Raw genomic sequence first — 15,817 nt, 5'->3', positions numbered from 1 at the left:
TGCTGCGCCGCGCACCACCACGTTCCGCCGACCCAGGGCGTTCGCTCCATGCTGATGCAGACCAAGACCGAGGCGAGGCCGGCCGATCCGGTGTCGCGGCGGCGCACCTTCGCGATCATCTCCCACCCCGACGCGGGCAAGACCACGCTCACCGAGAAGCTTCTGCTGTTCGGAGGCGCGATCCAGCTCGCCGGCGAGGTGAAGGCCAAGCGCAACCGGGTCTCGACCCGCTCCGACTGGATGGGCATCGAGAAGGAGCGCGGCATCTCGGTGGTCACCTCGGTGATGACCTTCGAGTACGGCGACTGCGTCTTCAACCTCCTCGACACGCCCGGCCACGAGGACTTCTCCGAGGACACCTACCGGACGCTGACGGCGGTCGATTCGGCCGTCATGGTGATCGACGCTGCGAAGGGCATCGAGGCGCGCACGCGCAAGCTGTTCGAGGTCTGCCGCCTGCGCGACATCCCGATCGTCACGTTCGTCAACAAGCTCGACCGCGAGGCGCGCGACCCGTTCGAGCTGCTCGACGAGATCGAGAAGACGCTCGCGCTCGACGTCGCCCCGGTCACGTGGCCGATCGGCACCGGCCGCAACTTCTCCGGTACCTACGAGCTCGGCGGCAACCGTGTCCGCCGCCTCGACGCCGCCGAGGATGCGGGGATGGTCCCGGTCTCGGGTCCCGGCGACAAGCTGTTCGACGAATTGCTCACCGAGGACGGCGCGGCCGACGCGTGGCGCGAGGAGGTCGAACTCGCCGAGGGCGGGCTGAAGCCGTTCGACCTCGACGCGTTCCGCGAGGGGCACCTGACGCCGGTCTTCTTCGGCTCGGCGCTGCGCAATTTCGGCGTGCGCGACCTGATCGACGGTCTCGCCAAGGTGGCGCCGCCACCCCGCGGCCAGGACGCCGACAAGCGCCTCGTCGAGCCGACCGAGCCGCGCATGACCGGCTTCGTGTTCAAGATCCAGGCGAACATGGACCCGAATCACCGGGACCGGATCGCGTTCATGCGGGTCTGCTCGGGCAAGCTCAACCGGGGCATGAAGGCCCGGCTGGTGCGCACCGGCAAGCCGATCTCGCTCTCGGCGCCGCAATTCTTCTTCGCCCAGGACCGTGCCATCGCCGACGAGGCCTACGCGGGCGACGTGGTCGGCATCCCGAACCACGGCACGCTGCGCATCGGCGACACGCTCACCGAGGGCGAGGATATCGTGTTCCGCGGCGTCCCGAGCTTCGCGCCGGAGATCCTGCGCCGGATCAAGCTCACCGACGCCATGAAGGCCAAGAAGCTGCGCGAGGCGCTCCAGCAGATGGGCGAGGAGGGGGTCGTCCAGGTGTTCGTGCCGCAGGACGGAAGCCAGGCGATCGTCGGCGTGGTCGGCGCGCTGCAGCTCGACGTGCTGAAGGAGCGGCTCCAGGCCGAGTACGGCCTGCCGGTGGATTACGAGACCTCGCGATTCTCGGTCTGCCGCTGGGTGTCGTCTGATTCGGAGGCCGAGCTCGACAAGTTCATCGACTCGCACGGCTCGGCCATGGCCAAGGACCTCGACGGTGCCCCGGTCTTCATGGCGACCACGGCCTTCTCGCTCCGCTACGAGGAGGAGCGCTACCCGGCCGTGCGCTTCACCGACGTGAAGGATTACCAGAAGCGGGCGGCGTGACGCGCTTCGGCGGCGCCTCCGCGTCGCCGGGCCCGCGAGGGGTGCGCGGCGTCAGAACTTGCCGAGCATCGGGAATTCGACGCTCAGGGTCGATTCGGACGCGATCGGCGCCTCGCGCTTGCGCGGCTTGCGGTTGAGGACCTGCTTCAGCTTGGTCTTCAGCACCGCCATGTCGAACGGCTTGAGGATGAAGGCGTCCGCGCCCGCCTGGTGGGCGAGGTTGATGTCCTCGAAGTCGAAGGACGACTCGGTGAGCATGAAGGGCGTGTTCATCAGCGCGTCGTCGGCGCGGATCTCGCGCAGCAGGGTGAGCCCGTCCATGGGCTCCATGTCGAGATCGGAGATCACCAGGGCGTAGCGGCGCTGCCGCATCCGCTCCAGCGCCTCGGGCGCGTTGGTGACGCCCTCGACGTCTGGGAAGCCGATGCGGGTCATCAGCATCACGATCAGCCGCAGGAGCTTCTCCTGATCGTCGACGATGAGAATCGGGGGCGTATCGCTCTCGGACATCGGCGGCTCAGATGAAGAGGTGGTCGATGCCCTGACGGGACATCGCGTCGGACTGCAGCGACAGGCACAGCCCGTGTATCGCGGACGCCTTCGGCGTTCCGCGCTGGAGCATCGGGAGCAGGTTGGCCTTGGCGAACAGCGTGTCGTTCCCGGCCGTGCGCTGCGCGCTCTTGAACGAGTGGACGAACTCGCGCTTGGTGATCTCCCGCCACTCGCTGATCTGGACCTCGCGGTGCCGGCTGTCGGCACTCACCCGGTCAAAGGTCTCGTGCACGGATGTGCGCTCGCCCTCGATGACTTGGCAGGCGAAGTTGCCCTCGATGACCAGAAAGCTCGTGATCACCGCGAACTCGTTCTTCTTCTGAGCGATGCGACCGATATCGCTGATCTGCTCGGACCTCTTCGCCGCGTCCGACGACAGGTTGAGACGCGAGAAGTAGATGATGTGGACGAGGCTTGTCCGTTTCGCCCGCATGATCCCGAGATCCGCAATCCGTACCCGTTCAGCGCTTCCGGACAGGACGCACCGCGCGTGGCCCCGGCCCGGCGGCATCTTCGCGCGTGTCGAATAACACCGCGTAAACGCGGCGGACGGGACTTCCGGTCCGGATCTCCGCGCCCGCGGGTCCGACCCGGCAGGATCTGCCGGGCGCGCGGCCATGACCGGTCAACCCTGCCGGGTCGTCGACGGTCCGGTCCAGGATTCTCAAGGACTTAGCCATGGCACGCCGGTTGCGGCCGGTCCGGCCTGCGGGCCAGTGCGGCGCGCATCGGGATCGTTCGCCATGGATCTTTTCACCGCCCTGCAGACCTCGGTCTCCGGACTCCAGGCGCAGTCCTACGCCATCAGCAACATCTCCGGGAACATCGCGAACTCGCAGACGACCGGCTACAAGCGCATCGACACCAGCTTCGTCGACCTGATGTCCGAGAAGACGCCGGGCCGCGAGGTCGCGGGTTCGGTGCTGCCCCAGTCGCAGCTCACCAACACCCTGGCCGGCAACGTGGTCTCGTCGAGCGTGCCCACCAACATGGCCATCAACGGCCAGGGCTTCTTCACCGTCGTGCAGAAGACCGGCGACGCGAACGGCGCCACATCCTTCGGCGGCACGAGCCTGTACACGCGCCGGGGCGATTTCGCCCAGGACAAGGACGGCTATCTCGTCAACGGCGCCGGCGGATACCTGACCGGATCCAACCTCGATCCGATCACCGGTCAGACGACCAGCATCGGTCCGATCAAGATCGGCAACTCGGCGCTGCCGGCGCAGGCCACCACGACGATCACCTACGCCGCCAACCTGCCCTCGACGCCGAGCACGTCGGCCTCGGCGACGTCGGGATCCGATCTCTACAATCAGAATACCGCGGCCGTCGTGACCTCCGGATCGGGGCAGACCGGCGTCAAGGTCGATTCGACCCAGACCGGTGCCGTCTCGACCTTCATGAGCAACAGCATCGCCGGCCCGTCGCTGCCGGTCTACACGTCGACCGGCGCGCCGCTCACGCTGACGACCCGCTGGGCCAAGGTCCAGGACGCGACGACCACGCCGGCTCAGCCGGCCGTGTGGAACCTGTACTACTCCACCAACCCGAGCGCGCTCACGACGTCCGACTGGAACAACGTGGGCACGGCCTTCACCTTCGATTCCACCGGGAAGCTCACCTCGCCCTCGACGAACCCGATCCCGCTGGGGCCGATCACCATGGGTGACTACACGTTCCCCAGCCTCAACATGAATCTCAGCGCCTCAGGCCTGACGCAGTATGCCGACACGACCGGTGCGGCGACGACCAACGCGCTGACGCAGAACGGCAACAGCTCCGGGACGCTCACGAGCGTGGCCGTCGGTCCGGACGGCAAGGTCAACGGCACCTTCTCCAACGGTTCGGTCGTGGCTCTCGCCTCTGTCGGCGTCGTCCAGTTCGCCAATGCCGACGGTCTGAAAGCCGATACGAACGGGAACTATCTCCAGACGGTCGATTCGGGGCCTCCGCTCGCGGGCCTCAACGGCAGCACGATCTCGGGCGCGAGCAACGAGCAATCGAACACCGACATTGCGACCGAATTCTCTAAGATGATCGTAACCCAGCAGGCTTACTCTGCGAACACGCGCGTCATGTCGACGGCCCAGACGATGATGTCTGATCTGCTCAACGTGATCCGCTGAGTGAGGGTGCGATTTGAGCCGCGGAGGCCGTGACATGTCGCTGAATGCGATCTCCACCTCGAGCGCAGGCCTCGCCGCCACCCAGGCGGCGATCAACATCGTCTCGCAGAACGTCGCCAATGCCGGGACGGCGGGCTACGTCAAGCGCACGCTCACGACGGTCGCCACCGGGACGAACAATTCCGGCGTGGCCGCCGGAACGATCACCCGCAGCTTCGACGCCGCGGCGCTGAACCAGCTCCGGCTGGAGACCTCGGGCGCCGCCTACACGGGCACCAAGTCCGGCATCGCCGCCCAGCTCGACGCCCTCTACGGCGTGCCCGGCAGCTCCACCTCCCTCGACGGGACGCTGAACACCTTCACCCAATCTCTCCAGGAGCTCGCCGCCAACCCGACCTCGGCGGCCGCCCGTACGACCGTGCTGGGCAACGCCGCGGCCGTCGCGAGCCTCATCAACAGTGCCGCCGGCACGGTGCAGAATCTGCGCACCGGTCTCGAGTCGCAGCTCGGAACCGACACGAGCGCGGCGAGCACGATCCTGTCCAACATCGCGACGCTCAACGGCAAGATCCAGAACACCACTGACAGCACTTCGCTGACCGATCTTCAGGACCAGCGCGACCAGGCGATCAACAACCTGTCGAGCTACATGGACGTGCAGACGGTCCCGCAGCGCGACGGGACGGTCTCCGTCATGACCCGTTCGGGCGTGACGCTGGTCGACCGCGGGAACGCCGCGACCCTGACCTTCGACGGGCGCGGCGTGCTCAGCCCTACCGCGAGCTACGCGACCGATCCCACGCAGCGGACGGTCGGGACCATCACGGCGACTCTGCCGGGCGGCGGCAAGATCGACCTCGGCGCCCCCGGCGTGCTGCGCTCCGGCAGTCTGGCCGCCGAGATCGAGATGCGCGACCAGACCCTGCCGCAGGCGCAGCGGCAGCTCGACGATCTCGCGGCCGGCCTCTCGACGGCGCTCACGAATACCGCGACCACCGGGACGTACAGCGGGACCGACACGCAGATCAGCGTGTCGACCATGCAGCCCGGCAACACGATCACCTTCCCGGTCACCGACAACACCGGGGCCGTGCGCAACGTGACGCTGGTGGCGTCCGCGACCTCCAGCGGCGCGGTCGTGCCCGCCGCGCAGACCACGGATGCCAGCGGCCTCACGCTGACCTTCAACGCCAGCGGCGGGCCCGGCACATACGCGGCGGCCATCCAGTCCGCCTTCGCCACGTTCAACGCCTCCGGCAGCGCCTACAAGCTGCCGGCGCTGTCGGCGAATCCGGTCTCCTCGACCGCCACCAGCGCGACGCTGACGCTGGGGGCGGCCGGCAAGGTCGCCGGCGCGGCGAGCGCCAGCGTCACGGCCGTCTCGGCGTCGGACCTGAACACCGGCAACCCGTCGATCGCGATGTTCGTCGACGGTACGGGCAACAAGCTCTACACCGGCACGTTCGACGGCGGCTCGCAGCTCACCGGTTTCGCCCAGCGCATCACGGTCAACAGCGCGCTGGCGGGCAACACCGCCGCGCTGACGGCGACGAGCGCCACGGACACGAGCACGTCGGGCGCCCGCGCCCAGAAGCTGTTCACGGCGCTCACCGCGAACCAGCAGACCTTCTCGTCGTCGAGCGGTATCGGCGGCGTCTCGGCCCCCTACAGCGCCACCGTGATCGGTTTCGCGCAGGACATCGTGTCCACGCAGGGGGCCAACGCGTCGAACGCCGCGGCCCTCGACGCCACCCAGCAGACGGCGCTCTCCACGGCGCAGAGCCGGTTCTCCGCCGGGGCGGGCGTCAACATCGACCAGGAGATGTCGAACCTGATCGCCCTGCAGACCGCGTACGGTGCCAACGCCCGCGTGCTCACCGCGGCCCGCGACATGCTCAACCAGCTGCTGCAGATCTGATCATGACGACGATCACGCCCTTCGCGGCCGGCTCCTACATCACCAACCGCAACGCCTCGCAGCTCCAGGCGCTGAAGAGCCAGCTCAACGACCTGACCAACCAGCTCTCGAGCGGTCAGGTCTCGCAGACCTATGGCGGCCTCGGCTCCGGGCGGTCGACGGCTCTGTCCGCGCAGGCCACCCTGAGCGCGCTCTCCGGCTACGCCGCCGGCATCACCGCCGCGCAGACCCGGACCGACCTCGCGGTCACGAGCCTGACGCAGGTGGCGACCCTCGGCACCTCCACCGGGACGATGCTCCAGAACGGCCTGCAGAGCGTGGCGGCGAACTCGGTCTCCGGCCGGTCGACGGCGCTGGCCAACCTGCAGACGGCGCTCGACACGCTCAACGAATCGGCGGCGGGCAACTACCTGTTCGGCGGCACCGACACCACGACCCAGCCGGTGGTCGATTCGAGCAAGATCCTCAACGGCACGACCGACGCGAGCGGCAACACGCTCGACGGCCTCTCGACCCTGATCTCGCAGCGGGTCACCGCCGAGCTCGGCGCGGGGGGCAACGGCCGCCTGACGCAGACTCTGGCCAGCCCGGCAACGAGCGTGCAGGTCACCGAAGAGTCGAACAACCTGACCCGAGGGCAATTCGGCTTCACCCTGGCGGGCGCGCCGACCACGACCGGCTCGGCGATCGGCGCGACCTACACGGCGGGCACGGCTACGAGCCCGGGCAGCTTCAGCCTCAGCATGACGACGCAGCCGAGCGCCGGCGATACCGTGTCGTTCGCGCTGAAGATGGCCGACGGCACCTCCACGACGATCACGCTCACGGCCGCGACGAGCGCGGACCCGAAATCGATCACCAACTTCGCCATCGGCTTGACGCCCGCCCAGACGATGGCCAACTTGTCGGCGACGCTGAGCAACGCGCTCACCGGTGCGGCCAACAGCACGCTGGCGGTGAACGCCACCGCGGCGACCGCGTCGAACTTCTTCTCGGGCGCGGCGGAAGGCGGCCCGTCGGGGTCCGGCGTGATGCCGCAGCGCATCCTGTACGACGGCACCACCCCGGTCGGCTACAGGGCGGCCACGCCTCAGGACACGGTGCTGTGGTACCAGGGCGAGAACACCTACACGCAGCCCGCGCCGCCGGCAGTGCCGCAGCCGACCTCGGCGATCGACACGCAGTCGGTCCAGGTGAGCGCGACCGGGAGCGTCGGGACGGGCGCCCGCGCCAACGATCCCGCCGTCCAGAACGTGCTCGCCGGCCTGGCGACCATGGCCTTCGGCCTGCCCACCACGAACGACGCCAACACCTACAACACCTACCAGACGGTGGCGACGAAGGCCGGCAGCCTGCTCTCGTCCGCCAACCAGACCCCCAGCGTCCAGGACACGGTCACGCAGCTCACCGTCGCGTCGACGCGGCTCTCGAATGCCGGCACGACCAACAAGGCGCTCCAGAACACCGTCCAGAACACCCTGGACGGGATCGAGCAGATCTCCCCCGAGGAGGTCATCACCAAGCTGCTCGACGTGCAGAACCGGCTCCAGGCCAGCTATCAGGTGACCGCGACGCTCTCGAAGCTCTCCCTCGTGAACTACATCAGCTGAGCTGATCGCCGAGATCGGTCAACGCGCGCCTGACGCTCGAAAAATCTCGCGACGTGTCGGGTTCACCATAGTCTTGCCGCTTTCCGGGAATGAAGCGCAGCGTGCGGTCGCGCCCACGCGCCGTCATTCGATTGAGGAGAGGTCGGCATGGCGCTGTCCGGACCCATCGAACTCGTCCTCCGCCTGGGAGCCGTCCCGCGTAGCGGCGCGATCGTCCTGGTCGAGCAGGCCGTCGACACCTACCTCGCGGGCTACGCGCATCCCGAAGAGCGCGCCATCGCCCTCGACATCCTGCTGCGGGACCTCGCCCGCCTGCGCATCCACGAGCCCGACCTCGACGGGTTCGTCGGCGAGGTCGAGCACTACATCGACCTGCTCCACCGAGATCTCGCCCGCCAGGCCGCCTGAGATGCGCGGCCGGATCCCGGTCTGCGCTGCCCTCGCGGCGATCGTGGCCGGCGCTGACCCGGCCGAGGCCCTCGACCTGCGGGATCTGCCCGTGATCCCGGGGCCGGTGCCGTGCCCGTCCAAGGGCCAGGGCTTCGTGCGGCTGCCGGGGAGCGGCAGCTGCCTCCGCGTCTCGGGCCGCGTCGTCGCGGGGGCGGATCTGGCCGCGGGGAGCGGCGTCGCGGCAGCGCCGGTTGTCGCCGGCCGCATCGCGGTCGACAACCGCGTCGACACCGATCTCGGCGAGGTGCGGACCTACGTCCGGATCGGCGCCGGCCGCCGTCCGGGCGGGCCCTAGAGGTTGCGCGAGAGGACCAGCGGCCCGCTGCGCACGCCGCGGCCGTACGGGGACGGCGCTGGCGTCTGCCGCCCGTAGCCGGAGGGGAGCTGTGCCCGGCCGATCTCCTCCGCCAGGGTCTTGATCAGCCCTTCCGAGACGGTCTTGGCGCTGGCGAGCACCGTCTGGTTCGCCTCCACGGCCGCGGTGAACCGCCTGTGGGCGGTGCGCAGGGCCTCGACCCCGTCGGGATGGAAGCGCTTCAGTGCGACGGCGTTCGCCTTCGCGACCTCGAGACCCTGCATGTAGGCGGCGGCCAGCGCGGCCTTCGGCTCGGCCGCGGCGACGCCCTCCTGCAGTCGCCCTTCCCGGACGTAGGCCGCCTCTTCGGCGAGCACGGCTTCCAGAGCGGCCATGTTGCCGAGCACGCCCGCCACCAGGGCCTCGGCGGTGATCCGGTCCCCGACGCGCAGCGGTTCAGCCCTTTGCATGGATCGCTCCCTCGCTCGCCGCGCCCTGCATCTTCATGATCTCACGGAAAACCGAATCGGCGATGCCGACTCCGCCGCTCTTCACGATCTGCTTCGCGTATTCCTTGGTCAGCATCGAGCGGTAGACACCGCCGCCGGTCCCGTTCTCGCCGAGCGGCCCGTCGGTGCCCTCCGACTGGGTCAGCCGGTCGAGGCTGTTCTCCAGGAACATCGATTCGAACTCGGTCGCCGTCTTCAAGGCCTTGGCCTTGTTGGCGGTCTTGATGATCCCGTCGACGGCGCTCCCGGCCACCGAGGTTCCGACGCTGGCGGCGGCGCTGGCCGCGAGACTGGCGAGTTGCAGCATGGATCGTCCCTTCGCGTCCGTTCGGTCACATCAGCTCGATATCGGCCTGGAGCGCGCCCGCGGCCTTGATCGCCTGGAGGATCGAGATGAGATCCCGCGGGCCGACGCCCAGGGCGTTGAGACCGTCGACCAGCTCGCGCAGGCTGACACCCTCCTTCACCAGGGCGAGCTTGTTTCCGTCCCCGGTATCGACCTTCACCCCCGTGCGCGGCACCACGACGGTGCGTCCGTCGGAGAACGGCGCCGGCTGGCTGACCTGCGGCTGCTCGGTGATGGTGACGGTGAGGTTGCCCTGGGCGATGGCCACCGTCGACACGCGCACGTCCCGGCCCATGACGATGATGCCGGAGCGCTCGTCGACCACGACCCGGGCGGTCTGGTCGGGCTCCACCTTCAGCTGCTCCACCTCGGTGATGAGGCGGATCATGTTGCCGTTGTAGCGGGACGGGATCTGGATCGTGACGGTGGCCGGGTCGGTGGGCTCGGCGGTGTCGGCGCCCATGAAGTCGTTGATCGCCGCGGCGATCCGCTTCGAGGTGGTGAAATCCGGGTTGCGCAGCGACAGACGCAGCGAGCGGGCGTCGTTCAGCTTGAAGGCGATCTCGCGCTCGATATTGGCGCCGTTGGAAATCCGGCCGTTGGTCGGCACGCCCCGGGTGATCTTCGCGGCATCGCCCTCGGCGGCGAAGCCGGCGATCGCCACCGAGCCCTGCGCCAGGGCGTAGACCTCGCCGTCGGCGCCGAGCAGCGGCGTCACCAGCAGGGTGCCGCCCTGGAGGGACTTGGCGTCGCCCAGCGACGAGACCGTCACGTCGATCCGGGTGCCCTGCGCGGCGAAGGGTGGCAGGCTCGCGGTCACCATCACGGCGGCGAGGTTCTGCGTGCGCATCGTGGCGCCGCGGGTGTTGACGCCGAGGCGCTCCAGCATGGCCTGGAGCGACTGCTTGGTGAACGGGATGTTGTTCAGCGTGTCGCCGGTTCCGTTGAGGCCGACCACGATGCCGTAGCCGACGAGCTGGTTCTGGCGAACGCCCTCGATGGAGGCGAGATCCTTGACGCGCGACAGGGCGAGCGCCGGCACGGACAGCGCGGCGAGAAGCAGGGCGCCCGCGAGGGCGACCGAGAGAGACCGGAGAGGACTGAACGCGTGACGCGGGCGCATGCCGTGTTTCGACCGTGACGGACCTGCCCCCATCTTGCCAGGGTCGTGCCAGCCGCCCGATCTGTGCAAGCCATTGAAGAAAACACATTTTTTCCGGGCCAGGTCTGGCCCCGCGCCTCGCGGTGCCGGCACCGAACCTGCCGACCCGGCAGCTTCTGCCGGCTTGTTTACCCGCGCTTAACCCTGGCGGCCGAATTTCCGGTTCTGCGCGGGGGCGCTTGGAGCAACGCGAACCGGATCATGCGTGTCGAGACTCGCCAGCCGATCCAGAGCGCCGGCGGTGTCGCGTCCGCCCGGAAGCCCGAGGGCGGCGCGGCCTTCAGCCTCGGCGCGGCCCCGTCGTCGACGACGTCTGCCGGCGCGCCGGCCGCCGCCGCGACGCTCGCCGGGCTCGACGCGGTCCTGCTTCTCCAGGCCGAGGCCGACACGCCCCAGGAGCGGCGCCGGCGCTCCGCCCAGCGCGGCCAGGACCTCCTCGACGGCCTCGACCGGCTGAAGGCGGCACTGCTCGGCGGCCGCGTCGCGCCGCAGGATCTGCGCGCCATCGCCGGCCACCTGAACGAGCGTGCTGGCCTCTCGGGGGATCCCCGACTCGACGGCCTGATGGCCGAGATCGAACTGCGCGCCGCGGTGGAACTCGCCAAGCTGGAGATGGCCCGGCGCGTCTGACCGGGCTTCCGCACCTGACCCTGGGCGCATCCCGGTACCGCGCCCGGCGAGCGCCCGATCCCGCTACACCGCCCGCCGCTTCGGACCCGTCGGCAACATCTGCGGCTCGCCCGGTCCGGTCTCGACGCCGAGATCCGGCACCGCGATGATCGGTGCGCCGCGCAGGTCCTTGCGGGTGACGATGGCGCCGCGCTCCTCGAGATAGGCCAGCATCCGCCGCGCCCGGCCGCCCGAGCTGGTGCCGTAGGCCTCGGCCAGCACGGTGTCGGTGGGGCAGGGGGCGCCCTCGATGGCAGCCCGCGCGACCACGAGGAACAGGCCGGCGAGGTCGTCCGGCAGGCCGGCCGCGATCGCCTGGGCCTGCTCCCAGCCGGAATTGTCCGCGACCGCGCCGCCGGCCTCGGCCCGCGCGACCGCGAGGCGCCGCTTGAACTCGGGCAGACCCATCGTGTCGCCGCGCAGGCGCCGGATCCGGCAGCGGACCGTGAAGTCCTGGTAGAGCGTGGCGGGAGTGCAGGCGGCGGCGTCGGCATCCGCCAGCACGGAGGCCAGCACCTCGGCGAGCGCCGCCTCGCGGGCCTCCGGGTCCATGGGTTCCTCCTCCGGCTCCTCCGCCGGAGCCGGCGGACGGTAATTGGCGAGCTGGACGAGCACGTCTGGCGCCGGCGCGGGGCGCGGCTTCGGCCGCGGCGCCAGCGGCGCGACGGTCTCGGCGGGGCTCGCTGTGAGGATCAGCGCGCGGGCATCCTCCAGGGCGTCGGGCAGGGGCACGAGGACCGGCGAGGAACTCCGGCTCACGGTCTGGGTCGGCCCGACCGCGATGGTGAGCGGGCGCCGGGACAGGGCCGGTCCCAGGGCCACGAAATGCCCGCGCGGCAGGTCGCGGAACGTCTCGGCCTGCCGGCGCTCCAGCCCGAGGAGGTCGGCGGCGCGTGCCATGTCGATGTCGAGGAAGGTCCGGCCCATCAGGAAGTTCGAGGCCTCGGCCGCGACGTTCTTGGCGAGCTTGGCGAGGCGCTGCGTGGCGATGATGCCGGCGAGCCCGCGCTTGCGGCCGCGGCACATGAGGTTGGTCATCGCTCCGAGCGACAGGCGCCTGGCCTCGTCCGAGACCTCGCCGGCGGCCGCGGGCGCGAAGAGCTGCGCCTCGTCCACGGCCACCAGCATCGGGTACCAATGGTCGCGGTCGGCGTCGAACAGGCCGCCCAGGAAGGCGGCGGCGGCCCGCATCTGGCCGTCGGCGTCGAGATTCTCCAGCGACAGCACCACCGAGACCCGGTGGGTCCGCACCCGGGCGGCGATCCGCTGCAGGGCGACGTCGTCGCCGTCGGCCTCCACCACGACGTGGCCGTAGCGGTCGGCGAGGCTGGCGAAGTCGCCCTCCGGATCGATGATCGCCTGCTGCACGAGGCCGGCGCTCTGCTCGAGCAGCCGCCGCAGCAGGTGCGATTTGCCGGACCCGGAATTGCCCTGGACCAGGAGCCGCGTGGCGAGCAGTTCGGTGAGGTCGAGGAGCGCGGGGCGCTCGCCGGTCAGGCCGAGATCGATGTCGGAACGCATGGGGCCTCATAGCACGGCCCGGCGGGTCCGGGTGTGCCGCCGCGGCGCTGTCCACGCTTCCCGCGTGTGGGCCGCGTGTGTGCCGCATGCGGGCGTCGGTCCGAGGCGTGGCTCCGCCGCCGGTGCGCGATCGGGCCGTCAACCCCCTTGCGGGAGCCCCGGGCCCCGCTCTTCCGCCCTGGACCCCGACATGGCGGCCCTGTAGGCCCACGGCCCTTCTCTCCAGTCCCGGATCCACAACACGATGGCGGCCTGCGGCCTCGATTTCGGCACGTCGAACACCACGCTCGGGCATATCGGGCCGGACGGCCCGACGCTGCTGCCCCTGGAGGGCACGCACCGGACAATCCCGAGCGCGATCTTCTTCGAGCTCGGACGGGAGCCGATCATCGGCCGGGCCGCCACGGCGGCCTATGTCGAGGGCCGGTCCGGCCGGCTGATGCGGGGGCTGAAATCCGTGCTCGGCACGCCGCTCATGGATGAGGCGACCCCGGTCGGCCGCCAGCGGCTGCGCCTGCGCGACGTCATCGCCCGCTACCTCACCGCCGTGAAGGCGCGGGCGGAGGCCGCCAGCGGCCAGAGCCTCGACACGGTGGTCCACGGCCGCCCGGTCCACTTCGTCGACGGCGACCCGGAGGCGGATCGCCGCGCGGAGGACACGCTGCGCGACATCGCCCGCGACGTCGGCTTCCGAGAGGTCTCGTTCCAGTACGAGCCGATCGCCGCGGCGCTCGACTACGAGCGCCAGGTCCGCGCGGAGGAGATCGCCCTCGTCGCCGACATCGGCGGCGGCACCTCAGACTTCTCCATCGTGCGCCTCGCGCCGGAGCGGCGGGGGCGGCCGGACCGGGCCGGCGACATCCTGGCCAACGACGGGGTGCGGATCGGCGGCACCGATTTCGACCGACAGCTCAGCCTCGGAACGGTGATGCCGCTCCTGGGCCTCGGAAGCCCGATGCGCCGCGGCGACCTCGCGGTGCCGAACGCCTACTACCATGACCTCGCCACGTGGTCGGCGATCAACCGGCTCTACAATCAGAAGACCCTGCGCGAGATCGACGAGGTCATCCGCGACGGCGCCCGGCCCGACCTGCTCGCGCGGCTGCGCGAGGCGGTGGAGGGCGAGCGCGGTCACGCCCTGGCCGGGGCAGTGGAGAGCGCCAAGATCGCGGCGTCCGAAAAGGACGCGACCCTCCTCGACCTCGGCCTCCTGGAGCCCGGGCTCGCGGTCCCGGTGGATCGCGCGACCCTGTCCGCCCAGACGGGGGACCTCGCCCGCGCCGTCGCGGCCCGGATCGCGCGCTGCCTCGCGCAGGCGGAACTGACGGCCGACCGGGTCGACGCCCTGTTCCTCACCGGCGGCTCCACCGGCCTGCCGCACCTGCGCGCCGCGCTGACGGCCGCGCTGCCGGCCGCCCGGGTGGTGGAGGGCGACACGTTCGGCTCGGTGGGGCTGGGCCTGACCATCGAGGCGGCCAGCCGCGGAGCGTGAGGCCGCGCCCGGCCGGGCGCGCAGCCTCTGCGACGATTGACGGGCCGGCCTTGATCCTCGACAAGGCGGTCCCTCCCGCTCGGAGACAACGGCGGCCCATCCGGGCTCCTCCGCGCCGCCTCGCCCGATGCTGTTCAACTCCTTCGTCTTCCTCCTCGCCTTCCTGCCGGCCGCGCTGATCCTACACGGGCTGGTGGCGCGCGCCGCGCCCGCGTGGCGGCTGCCGCTCCTCGTCGCCCTGTCCTTCGTGTTCTATGGCTGGTGGGACGTCCGGTTCGTGCCGCTGCTGGCCGGCTCGATCCTGGCGAACTGGTGCGTGGCGCGCGCCTATCGCCGGTGGCCCGGCCGCTGGCTGATCCCGGCGGCGATCGCCGCCAACCTCGCGCTGCTCGGCGTGTTCAAGTACCTCGACTTCGCGGCCGACCTCGCCAACCTGATCCCCGGCCTGGAGGCGCAGCGGCTCGGCCTCGCCCTGCCGCTCGGCATCTCGTTCTTCACCTTCCACCACATCATGTATCTCGCCGACCTGCGGGCCGGCCGGGCGCCGGGCTTCGGGCTCGTGAAATACGCCCTCTACATCGCGTTCTTCCCGCAGGTTCTCGCCGGCCCGCTCGTGCGCTGGAGCGAGATCATGCACCAGTTCGACGAGGCGCCCTACGCGCGGCCCGACGCCGCCGAGCGCTTCGCCCGCGGGTTGATGCTGCTGACCGTCGGCCTCGCCAAGAAGGTGTTTCTCGGCGATCCGCTCGCGGAATACGTGAACCCGGTGTTCCAGGCCGCCGCTGCCGGCAAGGCCGTCACGGTGGTCGAGGCGTGGCAGGCGACGCTCGGCTTCACCTTCCAGATCTACTTCGACTTCTCCGGCTACACCGACATGGCGCTGGGCATCGCGCTGCTGTTCGGCCTCGTCCTGCCGCAGAACTTCGACGCGCCCTACCGCGCCACGTCGCTTCGCGACTTCTGGCGGCGCTGGCACATGACCCTGTCGCGCTTCCTGCGCGACTACCTCTACATCCCGATGGGCGGGAACCGCCGCGGGCTGCCGCGGCAGGTCGGGGCGCTCGTCGCCACGATGACGCTCGGCGGCCTCTGGCACGGGGCCGGCCTGACCTTCCTCGCCTGGGGGGCGCTGCACGGGATCGGCCTCGGGGCCGGTGTCCTGGCGCGCCGGGCCCGGATCGCGATCCCCGCGCCGCTGGGCTGGGTGCTCACCAGCCTGTTCGTCGTGCTGACCTGGGTTCTGTTCCGCGCGACGAGCTTCGAAGCGGCCCTCGCGATCTTCAAAGGACTCTTCGGGCTCGCGCCGAGGGGCTCCGGCTTCAAGTGGCGCACCATCGCCATCGCCGCCCTGGTCGCGACGGTCGGGCCCACCGCCTGGAACGCGGTGCACCGGCTGCCGCCGCGCCGGCTCCTCGCCTTCGGCTTCGCGCTGCTGTTCGTGCTCGTCCTGCTGAAGATCGGCGACGATGCGAACTACGAGTTCATCTACTTCCAGTTCTGAG

General features: G+C 70.3%; 15 protein-coding genes. 9 read left to right on the top strand and 6 right to left on the bottom strand.

Annotation, left to right across the window (positions count from 1 at the left end; all coding sequences use genetic code 11):
• Positions 1-48: 48 nt before the first annotated feature.
• Complete coding sequence (locus BM419_RS05160) at positions 49-1,662, top strand: peptide chain release factor 3 (protein WP_056531911.1); 1,614 nt, start codon at positions 49-51, stop codon at positions 1,660-1,662.
• A 51-nt stretch (positions 1,663-1,713) separates the two neighbouring features.
• Here BM419_RS05160 and BM419_RS05155 read toward each other — a convergent pair whose 3' ends face one another.
• Together BM419_RS05155 and BM419_RS05150 are read right to left on the bottom strand one after the other, a co-directional pair.
• Entirely contained in the window at positions 1,714-2,172 is a 459-nt protein-coding gene (locus tag BM419_RS05155; RefSeq protein WP_020092936.1) for a response regulator, read from the bottom strand.
• 7 nt (positions 2,173-2,179) lie between these two features.
• The gene (locus tag BM419_RS05150) at positions 2,180-2,647 is read right to left on the bottom strand and encodes a BLUF domain-containing protein (protein ID WP_020092935.1); all 468 of its coding nucleotides are present in this window, start codon (positions 2,645-2,647) and stop codon (positions 2,180-2,182) included.
• A gap of 310 nt (positions 2,648-2,957) precedes the next feature.
• On the opposite strand from BM419_RS05150, the gene BM419_RS05145 reads away from it, so the two are divergent.
• The 5 genes from BM419_RS05145 (at position 2,958) to BM419_RS05125 (ending at position 8,616) form a co-directional block, all read left to right on the top strand.
• Positions 2,958-4,343, top strand: coding sequence for a flagellar hook protein FlgE (locus BM419_RS05145; RefSeq protein ID WP_020092934.1), 1,386 nt, complete (start codon positions 2,958-2,960; stop codon positions 4,341-4,343).
• 34 nt (positions 4,344-4,377) lie between these two features.
• Positions 4,378-6,261, top strand: a complete 1,884-nt coding sequence (gene flgK / locus BM419_RS05140; RefSeq protein WP_091925182.1) for a flagellar hook-associated protein FlgK — start codon at positions 4,378-4,380, stop codon at positions 6,259-6,261.
• A 2-nt stretch (positions 6,262-6,263) separates the two neighbouring features.
• Positions 6,264-7,871 (top strand): flagellin, encoded by a 1,608-nt coding sequence (locus BM419_RS05135; RefSeq protein WP_091925179.1) that lies wholly within the window; start codon positions 6,264-6,266, stop codon positions 7,869-7,871.
• A gap of 147 nt (positions 7,872-8,018) precedes the next feature.
• Positions 8,019-8,279 (top strand): hypothetical protein, encoded by a 261-nt coding sequence (locus BM419_RS05130; protein ID WP_056531919.1) that lies wholly within the window; start codon positions 8,019-8,021, stop codon positions 8,277-8,279.
• 1 nt (position 8,280) lies between these two features.
• Positions 8,281-8,616, top strand: a complete 336-nt coding sequence (locus BM419_RS05125) for a porin family protein (RefSeq protein ID WP_091925176.1) — start codon at positions 8,281-8,283, stop codon at positions 8,614-8,616.
• Here BM419_RS05125 and BM419_RS05120 read toward each other — a convergent pair.
• Genes BM419_RS05120 through BM419_RS05110 form a run of 3 tightly spaced genes read right to left on the bottom strand, consistent with a single transcriptional unit; the run spans position 8,613 to position 10,594 of the window.
• Entirely contained in the window at positions 8,613-9,086 is a 474-nt protein-coding gene (locus BM419_RS05120; protein ID WP_020092929.1) for a hypothetical protein, read from the bottom strand. The two genes, BM419_RS05125 and BM419_RS05120, sit on opposite strands and share 4 nt — an antisense overlap.
• The gene (locus BM419_RS05115) at positions 9,073-9,432 is read right to left on the bottom strand and encodes a rod-binding protein (RefSeq protein WP_020092928.1); all 360 of its coding nucleotides are present in this window, start codon (positions 9,430-9,432) and stop codon (positions 9,073-9,075) included. Before BM419_RS05115 ends, BM419_RS05120 begins: the two co-directional genes overlap by 14 nt.
• Positions 9,433-9,457: 25 nt before the next feature.
• Positions 9,458-10,594, bottom strand: coding sequence for a flagellar basal body P-ring protein FlgI (locus BM419_RS05110; RefSeq protein ID WP_042672916.1), 1,137 nt, complete (start codon positions 10,592-10,594; stop codon positions 9,458-9,460).
• A 240-nt stretch (positions 10,595-10,834) separates the two neighbouring features.
• Here BM419_RS05110 and BM419_RS05105 point away from each other — a divergent pair, with 240 nt between their 5' ends.
• Positions 10,835-11,263 carry a flagellar assembly protein FliX gene (locus BM419_RS05105; RefSeq protein WP_091925173.1) on the top strand — a complete coding sequence of 143 codons (429 nt, stop codon included), beginning with the start codon at positions 10,835-10,837 and terminating at the stop codon, positions 11,261-11,263.
• Positions 11,264-11,326: 63 nt separating this feature from the next.
• Here BM419_RS05105 and BM419_RS05100 read toward each other — a convergent pair whose 3' ends face one another.
• Positions 11,327-12,823, bottom strand: coding sequence for a helicase HerA domain-containing protein (locus tag BM419_RS05100; protein ID WP_091925170.1), 1,497 nt, complete (start codon positions 12,821-12,823; stop codon positions 11,327-11,329).
• Positions 12,824-13,067: 244 nt separating this feature from the next.
• Here BM419_RS05100 and BM419_RS05095 point away from each other — a divergent pair, with 244 nt between their 5' ends.
• Both BM419_RS05095 and BM419_RS05090 read left to right on the top strand, forming a co-directional pair.
• Positions 13,068-14,315, top strand: coding sequence for an Hsp70 family protein (locus BM419_RS05095; RefSeq protein WP_091925168.1), 1,248 nt, complete (start codon positions 13,068-13,070; stop codon positions 14,313-14,315).
• Positions 14,316-14,442: 127 nt separating this feature from the next.
• Entirely contained in the window at positions 14,443-15,816 is a 1,374-nt protein-coding gene (locus BM419_RS05090; RefSeq protein ID WP_091925165.1) for an MBOAT family O-acyltransferase, read from the top strand.
• Position 15,817 lies beyond the last annotated feature (1 nt).

The organism is Methylobacterium sp. yr668, assembly GCF_900116245.1.
Lineage (GTDB): Bacteria > Pseudomonadota > Alphaproteobacteria > Rhizobiales > Beijerinckiaceae > Methylobacterium.
This window is presented reverse-complemented; position numbering and strand designations above follow the sequence as displayed.

Coding starts and splice junctions, on each gene's coding strand:
- BM419_RS05105 (WP_091925173.1), top strand. CDS start 10,835: ATGCGTGTCGAGACTCGCCAGCCGATCCAGAGCGCCGGCGGTGTCGCG.
- BM419_RS05130 (WP_056531919.1), top strand. CDS start 8,019: ATGGCGCTGTCCGGACCCATCGAACTCGTCCTCCGCCTGGGAGCCGTC.
- BM419_RS05160 (WP_056531911.1), top strand. CDS start 49: ATGCTGATGCAGACCAAGACCGAGGCGAGGCCGGCCGATCCGGTGTCG.
- BM419_RS05110 (WP_042672916.1), bottom strand. CDS start 10,594: ATGCGCCCGCGTCACGCGTTCAGTCCTCTCCGGTCTCTCTCGGTCGCC.
- BM419_RS05155 (WP_020092936.1), bottom strand. CDS start 2,172: ATGTCCGAGAGCGATACGCCCCCGATTCTCATCGTCGACGATCAGGAG.
- BM419_RS05100 (WP_091925170.1), bottom strand. CDS start 12,823: ATGCGTTCCGACATCGATCTCGGCCTGACCGGCGAGCGCCCCGCGCTC.
- flgK (WP_091925182.1), top strand. CDS start 4,378: ATGTCGCTGAATGCGATCTCCACCTCGAGCGCAGGCCTCGCCGCCACC.
- BM419_RS05135 (WP_091925179.1), top strand. CDS start 6,264: ATGACGACGATCACGCCCTTCGCGGCCGGCTCCTACATCACCAACCGC.
- BM419_RS05090 (WP_091925165.1), top strand. CDS start 14,443: ATGCTGTTCAACTCCTTCGTCTTCCTCCTCGCCTTCCTGCCGGCCGCG.
- BM419_RS05115 (WP_020092928.1), bottom strand. CDS start 9,432: ATGCTGCAACTCGCCAGTCTCGCGGCCAGCGCCGCCGCCAGCGTCGGA.
- BM419_RS05150 (WP_020092935.1), bottom strand. CDS start 2,647: ATGCGGGCGAAACGGACAAGCCTCGTCCACATCATCTACTTCTCGCGT.
- BM419_RS05095 (WP_091925168.1), top strand. CDS start 13,068: ATGGCGGCCTGCGGCCTCGATTTCGGCACGTCGAACACCACGCTCGGG.
- BM419_RS05120 (WP_020092929.1), bottom strand. CDS start 9,086: ATGCAAAGGGCTGAACCGCTGCGCGTCGGGGACCGGATCACCGCCGAG.
- BM419_RS05145 (WP_020092934.1), top strand. CDS start 2,958: ATGGATCTTTTCACCGCCCTGCAGACCTCGGTCTCCGGACTCCAGGCG.
- BM419_RS05125 (WP_091925176.1), top strand. CDS start 8,281: ATGCGCGGCCGGATCCCGGTCTGCGCTGCCCTCGCGGCGATCGTGGCC.